Source organism: Danxiaibacter flavus (genome assembly GCF_041060425.1).
GTDB classification, from domain to species: Bacteria; Bacteroidota; Bacteroidia; order Chitinophagales; family Chitinophagaceae; genus Danxiaibacter; species Danxiaibacter flavus.
Genome location: NZ_JAULBC010000007.1, coordinates 352,391 through 366,492, shown reverse-complemented (window position 1 = coordinate 366,492; position 14,102 = coordinate 352,391). Strand labels below are relative to the sequence as shown.

At 42.1% G+C, this 14,102-nt stretch carries 13 protein-coding genes and 1 pseudogene; all 14 read right to left on the bottom strand.

What is annotated here, in order from left to right; genetic code table 11:
* Positions 1-13: 13 nt before the first annotated feature.
* Positions 14-922 carry a glycosyltransferase family 2 protein gene (locus QTN47_RS20840; protein WP_369331358.1) on the bottom strand — a complete coding sequence of 303 codons (909 nt, stop codon included), beginning with the start codon at positions 920-922 and terminating at the stop codon, positions 14-16.
* A gap of 37 nt (positions 923-959) precedes the next feature.
* Positions 960-1,520, bottom strand: a complete 561-nt coding sequence (locus QTN47_RS20835) for a DapH/DapD/GlmU-related protein (RefSeq protein WP_369331357.1) — start codon at positions 1,518-1,520, stop codon at positions 960-962.
* Positions 1,471-2,607 carry a glycosyltransferase gene (locus QTN47_RS20830; protein ID WP_369331356.1) on the bottom strand — a complete coding sequence of 379 codons (1,137 nt, stop codon included), beginning with the start codon at positions 2,605-2,607 and terminating at the stop codon, positions 1,471-1,473. Before QTN47_RS20830 ends, QTN47_RS20835 begins: the two co-directional genes overlap by 50 nt.
* A gap of 20 nt (positions 2,608-2,627) precedes the next feature.
* Positions 2,628-3,830 carry a glycosyltransferase gene (locus QTN47_RS20825; protein WP_369331355.1) on the bottom strand — a complete coding sequence of 401 codons (1,203 nt, stop codon included), beginning with the start codon at positions 3,828-3,830 and terminating at the stop codon, positions 2,628-2,630.
* Positions 3,831-3,839: 9 nt separating this feature from the next.
* Positions 3,840-5,060 carry a glycosyltransferase family 4 protein gene (locus QTN47_RS20820; protein WP_369331354.1) on the bottom strand — a complete coding sequence of 407 codons (1,221 nt, stop codon included), beginning with the start codon at positions 5,058-5,060 and terminating at the stop codon, positions 3,840-3,842.
* Positions 5,061-5,070: 10 nt separating this feature from the next.
* Positions 5,071-6,459 carry a hypothetical protein gene (locus QTN47_RS20815; RefSeq protein WP_369331353.1) on the bottom strand — a complete coding sequence of 463 codons (1,389 nt, stop codon included), beginning with the start codon at positions 6,457-6,459 and terminating at the stop codon, positions 5,071-5,073.
* A gap of 28 nt (positions 6,460-6,487) precedes the next feature.
* The gene (locus QTN47_RS20810; RefSeq protein WP_369331352.1) at positions 6,488-7,732 is read right to left on the bottom strand and encodes a glycosyltransferase family 4 protein; all 1,245 of its coding nucleotides are present in this window, start codon (positions 7,730-7,732) and stop codon (positions 6,488-6,490) included.
* A 93-nt stretch (positions 7,733-7,825) separates the two neighbouring features.
* On the bottom strand, positions 7,826-8,896 hold the full coding sequence (locus QTN47_RS20805; protein WP_369331351.1) for a glycosyltransferase family 4 protein: 1,071 nt from the start codon (positions 8,894-8,896) through the stop codon (positions 7,826-7,828).
* 13 nt (positions 8,897-8,909) lie between these two features.
* A complete protein-coding gene (locus QTN47_RS20800) occupies positions 8,910-9,788 on the bottom strand; it encodes a glycosyltransferase family 2 protein (protein ID WP_369331350.1) in 879 nt (292 codons plus the stop codon).
* A gap of 42 nt (positions 9,789-9,830) precedes the next feature.
* On the bottom strand, positions 9,831-10,964 hold the full coding sequence (locus QTN47_RS20795) for a glycosyltransferase family protein (RefSeq protein ID WP_369331349.1): 1,134 nt from the start codon (positions 10,962-10,964) through the stop codon (positions 9,831-9,833).
* A 60-nt stretch (positions 10,965-11,024) separates the two neighbouring features.
* Complete coding sequence (locus QTN47_RS20790) at positions 11,025-12,080, bottom strand: hypothetical protein (RefSeq protein ID WP_369331348.1); 1,056 nt, start codon at positions 12,078-12,080, stop codon at positions 11,025-11,027.
* Positions 12,077-12,937, bottom strand: coding sequence for a glycosyltransferase family 2 protein (locus QTN47_RS20785; protein ID WP_369331347.1), 861 nt, complete (start codon positions 12,935-12,937; stop codon positions 12,077-12,079). The genes QTN47_RS20790 and QTN47_RS20785 overlap by 4 nt, the downstream gene beginning before the upstream one ends.
* Positions 12,938-12,946: 9 nt before the next feature.
* On the bottom strand, positions 12,947-13,798 hold the full coding sequence (locus tag QTN47_RS20780; protein ID WP_369331346.1) for a hypothetical protein: 852 nt from the start codon (positions 13,796-13,798) through the stop codon (positions 12,947-12,949).
* A 21-nt stretch (positions 13,799-13,819) separates the two neighbouring features.
* A pseudogene (locus QTN47_RS27990) lies at positions 13,820-13,969 on the bottom strand (DapH/DapD/GlmU-related protein); the annotation flags it as partial.
* Positions 13,970-14,102: the final 133 nt, after the last annotated feature.

Genomic DNA, 14,102 nt, shown 5'->3' with positions numbered 1-14,102 from the left:
TGGTATAGTAGGATTAGTGCATTCTTACGGGAACTTCATTTACATTATTGGTTGCGGTAATGTTGGTGAATTGGGTTAGTGTTTCGGTTTTAACTGTATTTATTGCGATGTTTTTTCTTGCCCGTCTTATTTCGCGCATCTTTATCTGGATCATAAACTCATAATAAGAATTGCTGATGCAATACAGTAGCCCCGGAATGCCCTCAATAAAACCAAAGTTTATAAAGTAGGCATGCATAAAACGAATTGCTGGCCACACAGGAATTTTGCTCAGCAGGCATTTTAGCGCCGTGTTTCGAATACTTCCGTGTTTTGAGAAAACATGTTTGAAAGAAGGGCGATGATCCAGTCTCACAATGGCTTCCAGGTTTGAATATGTATTATGCCGCTCTATCCATTTGTACCATCCTTTAGATAAACCATAATGCAGGTAAGGTTCTTTAATGTACTTTATCCCGCCATTAACTTCATATTCTTTTTGACCATGGCCAAAGTCTGTAAACCTGGCCTTCCCTTTTCTCATTAACCTGAATTGCCATTTGGGAAAAGTGTCTGAGCGTTTTAACCAGGTGTCTTCAAGCATTAATTTGGCGCAGCAATAAAAGCCTGCGATGTTTTCGTTGGCATTTTGTACAGCTTCTGTAATCGCAATTCTGAAAGGGTCTGTAACAATTTCATCTGCATCAATAAACAAGATCCAATCGTTGATTAGAGGAAGATTGTCCAATGCATGATTTCTTTGCTGGCCAAAACTTTTGAAGGCATTGCTGGAGACATTGACTGCATACCGATCAGCTATTTTAAGTGTGCTATCAGTACTTCCTGAATCAAGTACATGCACATCATTTGACCATTGCACTGCCTTTAAACATTTGTCTAAATCAAGCTCTTCGTTCTTGGTGAGAATAATTACTGAGATCATAATACATTCTGTTTGTTTAAAATAGCAGCAGGTGTTTTTATTTAGCTGGATTTCCTTTTACTACACTATGGGGAAGAACGTTCTTTGTTACTACGCTGCATGCGCCTACAATTGCATGTTTGCCGATTGTTACGCCCGGAAGGACAAACGCCCTTGCGCCTACAAAAGCATATTGTTCAATTATTATAGGCATTGTTACAAGATTGTGTGCAGGCTGATCAAATGCATGAGTGCCGGTACAGAGATATGCTTCCTGTGCAACGGTTGCGTGTTCGCCTATTTCAATTGGTCCAAGAGAATATGCGTTAGCTCTGTCCCCGAGGGTTGCGCGGTGATGCATGGTCAGGTTCCACGGTATTTGAATGCGTGCGCGCTGATGAACAAACGGTGTTCCATAAATTTTTGCACCAAACAGCTTCATCCAAAATAGCCGCCATCTGTTTGCAGGCTTCGGCGTCCACACACAAAGCAAACTCCAGCATACGTTCCACAACAACATTTTTATTCTCCTTTGCTTTGTCCATGGGCTTCCATAAGGGGATGTTTGCTCATGATATGCTGCTGGAATTGTTGGTAGTCCGGATATTTTCGAAATCATGTAAGAATTTGTTTGCTATGGCTTTTGTTGAATAGATTTCGGATATAAGTTTCGCTTTTGATGACATGGTTTGCAGCAGTTCTGTGTCTTGCATAAGTGGTTGCAATGTTTTTGCAAGCGTGTGTGCCTGGTTAGTGGAAGATTCGTCATATATACAGCCGTTCACACCATCACTGATAATGTCTCTAAAACATTCCAATGTGGAAACCACCGGAACACAGCCACAGGCCATCGCTTCCCGTGGCGCTACCGGAGCTGCATCTCCACTGCCTTTTTGCGCCGGATAACAGAAAATACTTGCCTGCGAATATTGGTTGATGAGGTATTCATCATTAAATACTGGTCCTGTGAATTGTACATTAAGATTTTTAGCTGAAAGCATCAGCTTGTTCTTGTATTCCTCGCCGGCGCCGCCTTCTGAAGTTTCCCATGGTCCGGTGATAACCAGTTGCCAGTCTTTTGCTGCTTCAGCAGAAAGGATCGAAAATGCTTCAATCAAAACATGCACGCCTTTTTCAGGATGAATTCTACCTACAAACAGTATCGTTTTATTTCTATCATGAGCGTTGTTTGTGAGAGAGAAGGGCACGGGATTGGGCACGAATGTTACCAACCGGTGATATTGTTCTGAAAGCTCTTTTTGTACTGCGCTGCAAATTACGGGTGAAGAGCCCCGAAGCATTCCGACATGTTTGTAAAACTTCATTTGTCCCCTGGGCACGCGTTCGACGTTTACATATACTTTTCTACCTTTATTTCTCCTTAGGATGAAAGGTGCCCAAAAAGTGTTGGTGACGATGATCTCAGAGTCTTTCGGAACTTTTCTCAATGCACGCAATGTGTAAAAAAAGTCCAGAATTTTGATCTTAACCAATGAAGAAGGAAACTCATAACCACGCACGCGAATATACCTTACACCATAACGTACTTCTTCGTCTGGCATATCTCCAAAGGCGCGACTGACATGTGTTACATTATGACCGGCTTTTGCGAATTCTATTCCCATTTTATACCATATTTTTTCAACTGCGCCGCCTTTAACGGCGGGAACAGGAAAGAATGCGCCTTGTAAAATGGTTATTTTCAAAATGATTGTTATTAATACTTTTAGCAGAGAGCAGCTTTAAATCGCGAAGCAGCTTGCTCGACGTTAAAATGACTGTGATAAAGATTGGCTGCATTAAATCCCATGTTCCTTTTTGACTGTGGGGATGTGTTGAACCATTCTGAAAGCAGTTCAACTACCCCCGTGAGTGAATCGGTCTTTATGATCCCCGCATTAGCAGCATTTATTTCACGCCAGATATTTACTTTGTCAGAAATGAGTACCGGCTTGCAGCAGGCAAGCGCTTCAACAACTGCAATGCCGAAGTTTTCCTGGTGGCTTGGCAAAACAAGCGCCTCGCACCCGTACAACGCTCCCCACTTGGCATCACCGGCGAGCATCCCGGTAAAAAACACATTGCTCTTTAGAAAGGGATCATTATCTGTAAGTGAGCGAATTTTCTGACCATATGTGGTTTCAATCCCGGGACCTGCAATGACAATTTTAGGAAGCGCAGCTTTTCTATTAATTGTTTCGTGTTTAAAAGTTTTAAAGGCATTAAGCAGCAAGTCAATGCCCTTCTTTTCATGGATGCGCGCAAAATAAAGTAAGTATGGTGCGTCGCTTAATCCTGTACATATTTCCAGGAAAGACCGGCGCATTCTTTTGTTTAAAGCAGGTGGTGCTTCAACCGCGCAGCCAATATTGGTTTCGGTTTTAGGGGCATATGCGGCAAACGAGCGTTTGGCAAGTAACTGCTCCTCATCGCACGTAAAGAAAATTCCATCAGCATCGTTCACCACTTTTCTTTCAATTAATTTCCAGTACAACCAGTTGCGAACTGCTTTGAGTCTTCGTTCGGTAGCGCGTTGAAAATAGGGGTCAAGCATACCATGCGGCATAATGAAAACTTTTGGGATTTTATTAGAGCCTTCCTGCTGCCGTCTTTTTATTTTCTTTATAACCGATGATACCGCGTACCCGGGGTAAAGCCATAAGCCGTGAAGAAGTACTGCATCATAGTTATGCAGGTTATTTAGCAGCCATGGCTGAAGCTTTTGACTGTAGCACCATTTTTTCTCTGCCGGACCAAGTGCATATGTTGTGAAAGGGTCATTTTTAATAAAGCGTTCATCCGGCTTGTCCAGGCACGTTACTTCGCCGGTTATGCCCAATGTTTCGAGTGCCGGAATTAAATTGCGGATTCCGGCGCTTGGTCCACCGCCACGAGGATCCATACTTGCAATTAAATGCAGGATATGCATATAAAGGAGTTAGAATGTTTGAGGTGCACGTTTGGGCAACTTGCTTTTCATGTAGCACCCTAATGTATTGCCGTATATTTTTTCAATTGCGTCCATCATAACCGGAAGCGTGAACCGTTCTGCATTCAACAGTCCGGCCTTTGTTGCCGAAATCTCTTGCTCCTTGCTTAAAGAAAGAATAGTATTAACGGTAATTGCCGCATTGCACGCCCATTGTTTTATGGTGTTAGTCGTAGAGGGCATCCGTGGAATGTACCATGCAGCGTCACCGCCCACTTCGTTCATTGGTGATTTGTTGGTTGTAATAACCGGGCAACCGCAAGCCATCGCTTCCGCAATTGGCCAGCCAAATCCCTCTTCCAGCGAAGGAAAAAGCAGCATAGATGCGCCTCCGTATATTTTTGCAAGTAACTGATCAGATATTCCCGTTATAAAAATTATATCATTTTTCCACAGGTTGATAATTGGTTCATTTAAGCTGTCAATATTATCAGGCTTGTTGCCAACTATTACCAATGGCAAGGCTGGTTTACTTAGCTTTCGCCATGCGTTATAAATCTGGAGAACACCTTGCTGGTTCTTGTACCATGCATTGTTTCCTACATGCAACAGGTATCCCTGGCTGAGGTTTATTTCGCTTTGGAGTTTAATTTGCCCGGCAACATGCACACGTGCTTCCTGTTTATTTAATGCTTTAAAATCCGGTGAAACTGCATTGTACACCACCGAAGATGTTTCCGGTTTGCATCCGGGCATATTTTGCAGATCCTTTGCTGTATTGTATGATACGGAAATGAAATGCCTGCCTTTTGAATATCCATTCCTGATCATGCGCTGATAGATTTTTCCGGTCCATGAAGTGTGGTGCTCTGCCAGTAGTCCCATTCCTGATTTTTGCGCCATAAAGTCGTGGCAGTGGATAATATGTGGTCTGTTCGCTACGAGCGGCACCCACATGCCCAGTGCCTGATCGGAGAAAACAAAAAGTGTTTTGGCAGGTGTGTGTTTCAATCTTTTTTTTACTTCAGCAGGAAATAACAGGTACATATCAATATATCCAAGCCATTTTTTTAAGTACCCTAAATGCGTCCAGTTTACGGTGTGAGCTTCAGGTATCCAGACTTCCACATCATGTCCGCGGTTACGCATTTCCTGTGCTATCATCCTTGTATACCTCGGCATGCTGTTAGATGAAAAGAAAAGCGGGTGAGAGAAAATAATTATGTTCAAATTTGTTGATTTAGTGTTGGGGATTTATTTTTCGCACCGGCCTTTCAATGTCTGCTTTCTTTTCTTTTTCACGTTTGACCAAAGCAAGTGCGACGCCGCCGCAAATAATACTGAATCCCATAGACGTCGGTTGAGCCCATCCGCCCTGCCCGATGGCGATCAGTGAAAAGCTCAGCATGATCCATGGTAACAGATCTCCTGTAGCTAATTTGCGATAGGCGCCAAAAAGCATTTTAAGGCAAATGGACAGGCGCACCATTATAATTATTATTCCCATCACGGCGCCCAACTCTCCAAACAATCTTCCCCACTCTGATTCCGCGATTAAAAAGCTCCGGTTGCCGACGAGTAATTGGCTCCCTGCATTCGTTCCCATTCCTATTCCGTATCCGAAAAACGGATTGTTAAACGCCTCTGATAACTGCAGGATAAGACCGCCCAGGAACCGGTCATTCAGCGTTCCATGCAACCCGCCTTCATGTTCGCTGGCTGTGGTGAATCTGTCTGTAAAAGCGGCCGTAGCCGTTTGAAAAAAGCTGGCTTTATTCAGAAGCAGTAATGCAAGTGTGCCAATTAATGCAGCCAATAATATTCGGCCTATATATTGTGGCTTTCTCGAGATGGCCATCAGTGTAAATGCCGTACAGGTAAGAACCTGGAAAAACAGGCCTCTGCTGATAGACAGCGGAATTGCTGCAAGAAGTGCAAGTGTGGCACCGGCAAGCAACAGTTTATTCACTTCTTTCTGGTTGAGTAAAAAATAAAAAAGAAAACATGCGTCAAATCCGTAAAAAAGTGTAATGCCATTGGTGAATGAGAATGTACCGGGTGGTCTGAAATAACCCATAGCGCCATCAAATCCGGCGCCGTTGATGTCGCCTCCAAGACCGCGATTGATCCACGCACTTTGCGGGCTGTAAAACTGGCTGGCTATTAGTAGTGCCATGGGAATCGAGATCCACATAGTAACTATTCCCATTTGTATAATGTCTTTTCGCGTTAGTATTTGGGCAATGATAAAAATCACAGGGAAGTGCAGAAGCATAATTCTCGCACCGAATAGAGCTACCCAAAGGTTTCCGTGCCCCATGAAAACAGCCGAATAAATGGCGGCTATTCCAATAAATGATACTACGGCTACCGATGGACTCAATCTAACAAGCTTGTGGTGCCAGACCATAAATATCAGATAACAGGCAACAGGGTCTCTTACAAGCAATAGCGGTGTTGCAAGAGGAGGCAGGATCCATTTTCTTAATGCCCCTTCAAAAATCAGCAACAAGTAATATAGCCAAATGGCTTTTTTTACGGCCGATATTATTGCAGCATTCTCATCCCGCGGTAGCGTGCCAGGAATGAAACCGGCACCTTTTGTTTTTTTATGTGCAACGATATACATGTTCTTCCTGATAAATCATGATAAATAGTCAGGCTATACATTGTTTAACTGCATCTGCTAGCTCTGTGCTGTACTGTTCCCACGGTCTTTTTGCTGCTGTTTGTAACGCAGCCTCTCCGGTACGTTTTAAAGAGGAAGGATGCTCTAAAATATATTCGATGTTTTCTCTTAATGCATTTGTATGGCCTGCCTCAAAAAGCCATCCGTTCTCTCCATGTTGTATAAGATCAGGGCCTGCAGTGCGATTGGTTGTTATTACAGGAGTGCCCTGAGACATAGCTTCTGTAATTACGAGTCCGAAACCTTCAAACAATGAGGGAAAAACAAGTACATCGTGTTCTCTCATCAATTGAAGAATATGATTATGTGCCAGCGCGGGGATCCATTGACACGCGTCGAGTGCTTTGTTGAGTGGTTCGCAATCATTGGTTACTTTTTGTCCCACAACAGTTAGTTGCACGTGCTGTTTTAACTGATCAACTACATGAAAGAGATCAGCAATTCCTTTGCGCTGCGACAGACTACCTACAAATAGAATTTTCAATGGCTGATAAGTATTTTTATTAACGCGGACACGATCAGTAACTACCGGTGGAAAGCCATAAGGTATAACGTGTACCGGTGCCAGTGTACCGGGAAAGTCTCTTAAAGTCCCGGCTGTAAAACTACTTGCAACAAATATGTGATCAGCCTTCGTTAACTCGCGATCTTTCTTGTTAAGTTTTTCCGGTGAATCACTAAAGCCTGTGATTGTGTTAAACCACCCCGGCCATCGTTCCTCTTCCCCCGCCATCAGCTTTCTTGCAGTGCGCCAATAGCCGATAGGCAGATCGTACAGGCATTGAAGGTTAAGATGCTTTGCTTCTAAAAAAATGTTTGCTGCTCCATCTTCATAAGCATATACCGCTTTAACATCTTTACGTGAACAGCCAGATAATTTTGATGCTACATGTTTGTCAAGATTTCTGTAGACTGCATCAATACTAAAAAACGATTTTTCACAGGCATTCAATTTTGTTAATTGGGCTTTTGAAGCAGCCAGGCGACCTATTTCCCGCCATGGCCATAAACTTGTGAATGGCCGCAAAACTGCATCCAGTTCTCTTCGCTTTGCTTCTTTAAACAAAGGTATGTTTGCCAGGGCCGACAACCAGCTGTCCGGGAATGTAGCAATGGTTGTATAATATTTAAAAAGCAAAGCAGCTTTTGCAAATCCCAACGTTGCAGCACGGACGTTTGCGTTGCCTGTCGGATGTGAAATAATCAGTTTCATATTAAGTTGAACGGATAAAAACGGGCAATACAGGCAGTAAGCTGCTTGCTGTTACGGCGAAAACGTGCTTTATCCTGCTGTTTAAATCTTTACTTATGCTATGATTTTTGTGAGTTGTTTTTTATTGCACCCGGACATTGCTTCCTCAAAAATTTCCAGGTATTTGCCGGAAACGGCTATGGAGGAGTGCTTTTTTAAATGTCTTTCTGCAGCAACTGTCAATTCCGTTTTTAAATTCGTATTTGTTATAACTTCTTTTAACGCATCGGCAAGTGAATCAACATTGCCTCTTTCAAAACTGATCCCGGCGCCGCCAACTGCATCCTTCAGGCCCCCTCCATCTGAGAATACAGGCAGGCAGCCACACGCCATTCCTTCAAGCGCAACCACGCCAAATGGTTCTTCCCACAGTGAAGGAATGATGATGTATTTATGTCTGTTAAGAAAATGAACGAGTGTGTCGCCTGTTAGGGAACCGGTAAAGCAAACGTGATTTTGCAAACCGAGATCTGTGCTAAGCTGTTCAAGATGTTTTCGTTCCGGTCCGTCACCAACAATACTCAGCTTAATATTGTTGTCTTGCGAATATTGATCGGATACTACAAGTTTACTTATAGCTTTAATGGCCAGGTCTGCGCCCTTGTCTGATACCAGTCTGCCTAGAAATACAAAATCTTTATCTCGTTTTATATCCGGTAACTCGCGAAAAATGCTTTCCCTGTATGGATTGCCGATGGCAATTGCATCCGGCCAGCAACGTTCTTTTACCGCGTTGCTGCATGCTATAACTTTGCCCGCGCGCTTTAGCCACAGGAATTTAAGTTTGTCCGGCAGTTTAATAGAGCCATCTAACCTTGAAACCCATGTTTGCAGTGACACTACAGATATCTTTTTTAGCAGAAATGCGGGCCAGGATAAACGAAGGCACACATTATTTTCAAAAACAACGTCCGCCCATTTATGTAGCCTGATCAATTGCGGCAGATTGGGGTTTCGATAAACCGGGAAGCCGAATTTTTTTTCTGAAGGATCAATTGACCATGTAGCCAGTTTCACATCGTTGCCTTTGCAAACGAAGCTTTGCGCAAGTATTTCTGCGATGGTTTCAATGCCACCAATGTCCGGGTAAAACCGGTGCGATAAAAACAATATTTTTAAAGGCATTGGAGGCATAATCTTAATTATATAAAGCAATTTGCTTTAGCAGTAATTTTCTGCCATTGAGCTTATCCTGGTAAGCTTGTCTGGAATTGCTGGTGAGAACAAGTAATTTTAGTACTACTATTTCTATTAATACCCTCAATTGCATCATTCTTTTTACAAATGCGGGAGACTTTATCTGCCTGTGTTTTTTTAGCAGGTTCCAGCGGCTTTGATAAAATAGCAACACACGTTCAGAATCGATCTTGTAAGAATTGCCGCCTTTGTGGCAGATTACAATATCCTTTGTGAAAAGCAGTTTCCATTTTGAGCGGTGAATGCGCATACAGAGATCATTGTCAGCTTCCAGTACTTTAAATAATGTGTCATCAAAATAGTTGAGATCTTCAAGACATGATCTTCTAAAACTTACGGCACAAGAATAGGGCAGTATGTTTTTTGATGATCTTAAAAAACTAAATTTAAATTCCATCGCCTGGCCCATTACCAATCCTGCAACCGTGGGTTCATATTGATGACTTCCTGTTTCATAACCATCATCATCCGTTGTTGCAAAACCCACGCAGCCTACGGTTTTATCGTCGTAGTAAGCTAAAAGCTTTTCTATAAAAGCATTTTTTACATAGGCATCTGAATCGAGCAGAACAATAATGTCTGTTCTTACCTTTTTTAAGCCAAAATTTACTGTTCCCGTATATCCAAGATTTACGGGTGTTTTGAAGATTTTAATTCGCCCGTCATTAATGGTGCAGGTATTTGGTTCTTTAGAACAATCGTCAATGATAATTATTTCTTTGATGTTTTCTTTTTCGTATGTCAGAAGGCTATCAATGTTTCGCTGTACAAGTTGCCATTGTCCATAAACCGGTATTACCACAGTTATTTCTTGTCTCATTGTAGCAAGTATTTATTTCTTTGCAGGTTTAGCGACGAAAGTTTAATAACAGTCCCGGGAGGCATTTTCGAGGTCTGCGAGAAATTTTTTCGAAATTGCACTTACCTGGATATTGTGTGCGGCATGTTTTGCAGCGGACTTTAATTTTCGCATGTTTTGAAGGTTAGGTTGGGTTAATATCGCAGCCCAAAGTTCCGGCGAGAAGAAGCCGATGTCATCGGATCTTTGTCCCTTGCTTACAATCGGGGCCGCGACTGGAATACCGTGTGAAATAAATGCTGCTACACTTCCGCTCTTTCCAAGTATATGTCTTGGAACTGGTGTTAATCCCAAATGGCAGGTTTGCAGCTTTTCCGATAACGAATCTTCATCAAGAAAGCCTGTATAAGTCACTGCATTCCAATAGGGTTTTAATCCTGATGCGAAGTCTCCGAAAGCTCTCAATTCGGCATCCGCACCTCCCATAATGAGTATTTCCGGTTTAAGACCGTCCAATATTGCTTCCCATCCGATGCGGGTGAGGAAATTGGCGATTGTATCGTTTTGTTGCACCTGGTTGAAAAGACCGATCCTGAATATTTTTTTTTCAGCAATCGCTGTTTCTTTCTTTACCGGAATATTTGAGAACAATGGCAGCTTTAATGGTCTGTATCCCATTTTTTGTAAACGCCATGCATTTAATGGGAGATGGGTATGGATGACCAGCGGATTTATCCGATCCACCATTTTCTTAATCAGGAATTGCTGAATCCGCAGTATGATCCTGAGTTTAAGCTTATTGTTGCCAACCCAGGTCTCGTGAAACATGATGTGTGTTTTTCTTGTTCCGGCAAGCTTTCTGATATGCTGAACAAAAACAAACGGCATTCCTTTTTCCTGAAAGGCATACGGAACAAACTGTATGCTTAGCCAGTCCGGATCCTGGTCATTGATCCAATTTAAAGCCTGTCCGAGTCTTCTTTTAAGTGATGTGTTTGAAGGTAAACGCAGCACCCTTAGCTTGTGACTGTTTGTTTTTTGAATGGTTTCATCGGCAACGTCTACATGTTTATCATTTAAGGCAATTACGGCTACGCTGTGTCCCTGCGTAATTACTTTATCACTTAAACACCTCACATAATCGCCTACACCGTCCTTTCCCGGTTGCATCGAACCACACAGAAAGATAATTTTCATGAAAGTTTCGGTCTTATCCGGAAGGATAATTTTGTTTGTTTTTTTAATTGTAAAGGGTGCTTAGCGCAAATCGGATTGAAGACGTTCCAAAAAGCGGTAAGCTGCATTTTTTGTTGTATGTTCATTAACCCATTTATATTGTTCAGCCTGAATATCCTGAAGCTGTGCGAAAGACATTTTCGTGATTTTACTTAGCAGGTCTGTTTTTCCTGAATATGGAATACAATTGGTTTCGTTGAGCGCCAAAGGTGCACATAAAGGGTCTTTTTTTTCAAGGTTTTTAAAACATAGTATAGCGCCTTTCGCTGCATACTCATAATGTCTCAGGCAATCCCAGCCTGCCCGTTTCGCCGTAATGCCAAACATCGAATTTCTTATTTCATCGTAGTATTGCTGTTGATTGCTAAAGGCTGGTTGCCATTTGCCTAATTCGGCCACCGTTGTGTTGGGTAGCAAATCACCCAATTCCTCATCGACATTGTATCGTATAAATGTTGTTGATTTTTCAGCCATGGGAATATATTCGACATGTTCCTCAGGAATAGACATCGAAATCGGAAATAATTTTACCGGGCGGTTAAATATTTTTGAGAATAATTTGTGGCAACGGGGAAAACATTCTTTCGATAAACCGAACAGGCTTGCAACATCTACAAACTCCCGCTTAAAATATTTTACTTTTTTTGTTTTATAGAAATAGGACCAGGGTCTTATTTTAAGGTTGAAGGAATTGCGTATAAACGGAAACATAGATGCGGCATCGTAACCATCTATAATACAAATGCTATTGCGTTTTGAAGGCTTGAGTGAATTATAGATATAATGGAACTGGTCACATAAATGAAAGATGTCGTTGAAAATAATAAAATCATAGTCGTCCAGGTCCGCCTGCCAATACGTGCGCATCCCTTTTATCTCTTCAGCTTCAGTCAGTAAATGATATAACGTGTTGCCTTTGCTTCCCGTTTTTTCCAGGTCTTTACAGCTTGCATCAGTATACATATAATCAATCCGCGGTATGTCGACCACGTTAATGCCATTAATGGATCTGAGTCCATGAAAAAGCCCATCCGTAACGTAGTTGGGTATGCCGGAATGTAAAAACAATATGTTCAAACCAGTCCTTTTTGCTTTTGAAGGTTGATTATATTTAAAGGAACACCATACACGACCCATGCAAGCGATACAAGCATTGATCTGAATTTCCTGGTTTTCATTTGCCTGAAGGCATTTCTCAAATGAAATTTTGTTTGTTCGCTTATGAACGCTGACAGGTTTTCATAATGGAGAACTTCTCTGTTTTTGTAAGCATATACAGCATAGTTTTTTGATGCAGCCGGAATTTTTTTTAATTGTCGTCCTATTGAGGTGAACCGAACCGGGTGAACTACCTGGCACTGGGGCAAAAATTTTATTTCTTTCTTTTTGTAATGCACTATGTCCAGTTTCATTTGCTGATCTTCCTGTGCTGCTATCCGGTAGTTTTCATTGAAGCCTTTAATCTGCCAGAACAAGGCCGCATTAATGCAAATATTTGCACTCCAGAATAAATTGCCGCCGATGTTGACGGGGCATTCTGATAAATCTCTTCTTAATAACGACCAGTTGTCCGGTAAAATCGCGCCTTCAAACGCCATTATATCTGGATTTTGCTCTATGGCCCTTTTATAACATCGTATAATGTGCTCATCGGGAATGCAGTCGTCGTCAATAAAGACGATCCAGTTACCTTTAGCTCTTGCGGCACCGTTATTTCTGTTGGCGGCAGGCCCTTTGCCCGGGCCTGCATACCACTTTACCCATGGATAATTTTCTGTAACGAGTTGCTTTGTAAATATATCACTGCTATCATCTGTTACAATGATTTCATAGCTGCAGTATGTTGGTTTTTGAACAGACGGATGCAAAAGGTTCAGGCACCTTTGCAGCAAGCCTGCACGATTGCAGGTTGGTATTACAACAGAAATCTCCATCTTAAAAGATTACAAGGCAAATTTGGTTAGCTTATGTATTAGCTTTTGAATTGTCTTTTTCTGCAATTGTTTTTGTTGTTCATTTAATATGAACTCGGCCTGTTCTCCTGCCGTAAGATTTTTGTAAATGAACTGGTTAATAAAGCACTGGTTTTGGACAGGAGTGCCGGCCCAATGGATCAGGTAGGGTTTGTCTTTTTTTTCAAACAGGCTAAAGAACTCTTCAGTCTGGTAATCACCGGCCCATGTACTTTCCATGTTCGTAGGTGGCAGTGTTAAATTTGTAATAGGTACGTCACAATAGTTAACAAGCAGGTTAATTGCTGCCTGATCTTTGTAGATCTGTGTTTTTGTAAACAGCGTATCAGTATAAAAATGTTCGCAAAAGTAGATCATCGACTCACTATCGTAAAGCTTTCTGTCACATGCCCACTGGCCGCTGTTAAATACCATCCTGGGCCACGTGCTTGTTTTAGATCTGAGGTAACGCAGCGTTTCTGTTGTATATGTGTGGCCGGGATTGTTCCAGTGTGTACAGGATGTTACAAAGCCGGTGTAATCTCTTAATACCTGTTCGGGATTTTTAAAAAAAATTACATCACTGTCAACAAATTGGTAGTTCTCTGTGGTAAGACATTGTATTTTTCTTAAAGCGGGCCATATATTATTCTGGATAGTCCATGATATTACAATTGGAATTTGCCACCATTTGCTGTTTTCGGGTAGCTCAAAAGTGTTATCATCATAAGGTATTACCCATAACGGTAAGTTGCATCCGCTTGCTCTTAAAGAACGTTCCATTGCCAGAAATGACAACCGCGTCTTCCTGTTTGCTAAAGTAATGATCTTCGAAAGTTGCATTGGTTAGATATTGAGTTTTTTAAGCAGGCGCGCCGGATTGCCTCCCCATATTTCATTTGGAGGAACGTCTTTTGTGACCACGCTTCCTGCGCCTATAATTGCATTGTCGCCAATTTGCACGCCGGGAAGCACGCAAACATTCATTCCGATCCACACATTATCACCAATGATCACCGGTCTGCAAAAATTACCCTCTCGGTCGTCCCGTATCCTGTTGGTCGAGTCCATTATGTGATTGATAGAAGATATGCCGCAGTTACTTGAAATAAGGCAGTTACAGCCAATCTTAACACCAAATGCTGCA

What these genes read in the sequence shown, in the direction of transcription:
- QTN47_RS20780 (WP_369331346.1), bottom strand. Translation starts at nt 13,798, where the DNA reads ATGCAACTTTCGAAGATCATTACTTTAGCAAACAGGAAGACGCGGTTG.
- QTN47_RS20835 (WP_369331357.1), bottom strand. Translation starts at nt 1,520, where the DNA reads ATGATTTCGAAAATATCCGGACTACCAACAATTCCAGCAGCATATCAT.
- QTN47_RS20795 (WP_369331349.1), bottom strand. Translation starts at nt 10,964, where the DNA reads ATGAAAATTATCTTTCTGTGTGGTTCGATGCAACCGGGAAAGGACGGT.
- QTN47_RS20785 (WP_369331347.1), bottom strand. Translation starts at nt 12,937, where the DNA reads ATGGAGATTTCTGTTGTAATACCAACCTGCAATCGTGCAGGCTTGCTG.
- QTN47_RS20800 (WP_369331350.1), bottom strand. Translation starts at nt 9,788, where the DNA reads ATGAGACAAGAAATAACTGTGGTAATACCGGTTTATGGACAATGGCAA.
- QTN47_RS20815 (WP_369331353.1), bottom strand. Translation starts at nt 6,459, where the DNA reads ATGTATATCGTTGCACATAAAAAAACAAAAGGTGCCGGTTTCATTCCT.
- QTN47_RS20825 (WP_369331355.1), bottom strand. Translation starts at nt 3,830, where the DNA reads ATGCATATCCTGCATTTAATTGCAAGTATGGATCCTCGTGGCGGTGGA.
- QTN47_RS20805 (WP_369331351.1), bottom strand. Translation starts at nt 8,896, where the DNA reads ATGCCTTTAAAAATATTGTTTTTATCGCACCGGTTTTACCCGGACATT.
- QTN47_RS20840 (WP_369331358.1), bottom strand. Translation starts at nt 922, where the DNA reads ATGATCTCAGTAATTATTCTCACCAAGAACGAAGAGCTTGATTTAGAC.
- QTN47_RS20810 (WP_369331352.1), bottom strand. Translation starts at nt 7,732, where the DNA reads ATGAAACTGATTATTTCACATCCGACAGGCAACGCAAACGTCCGTGCT.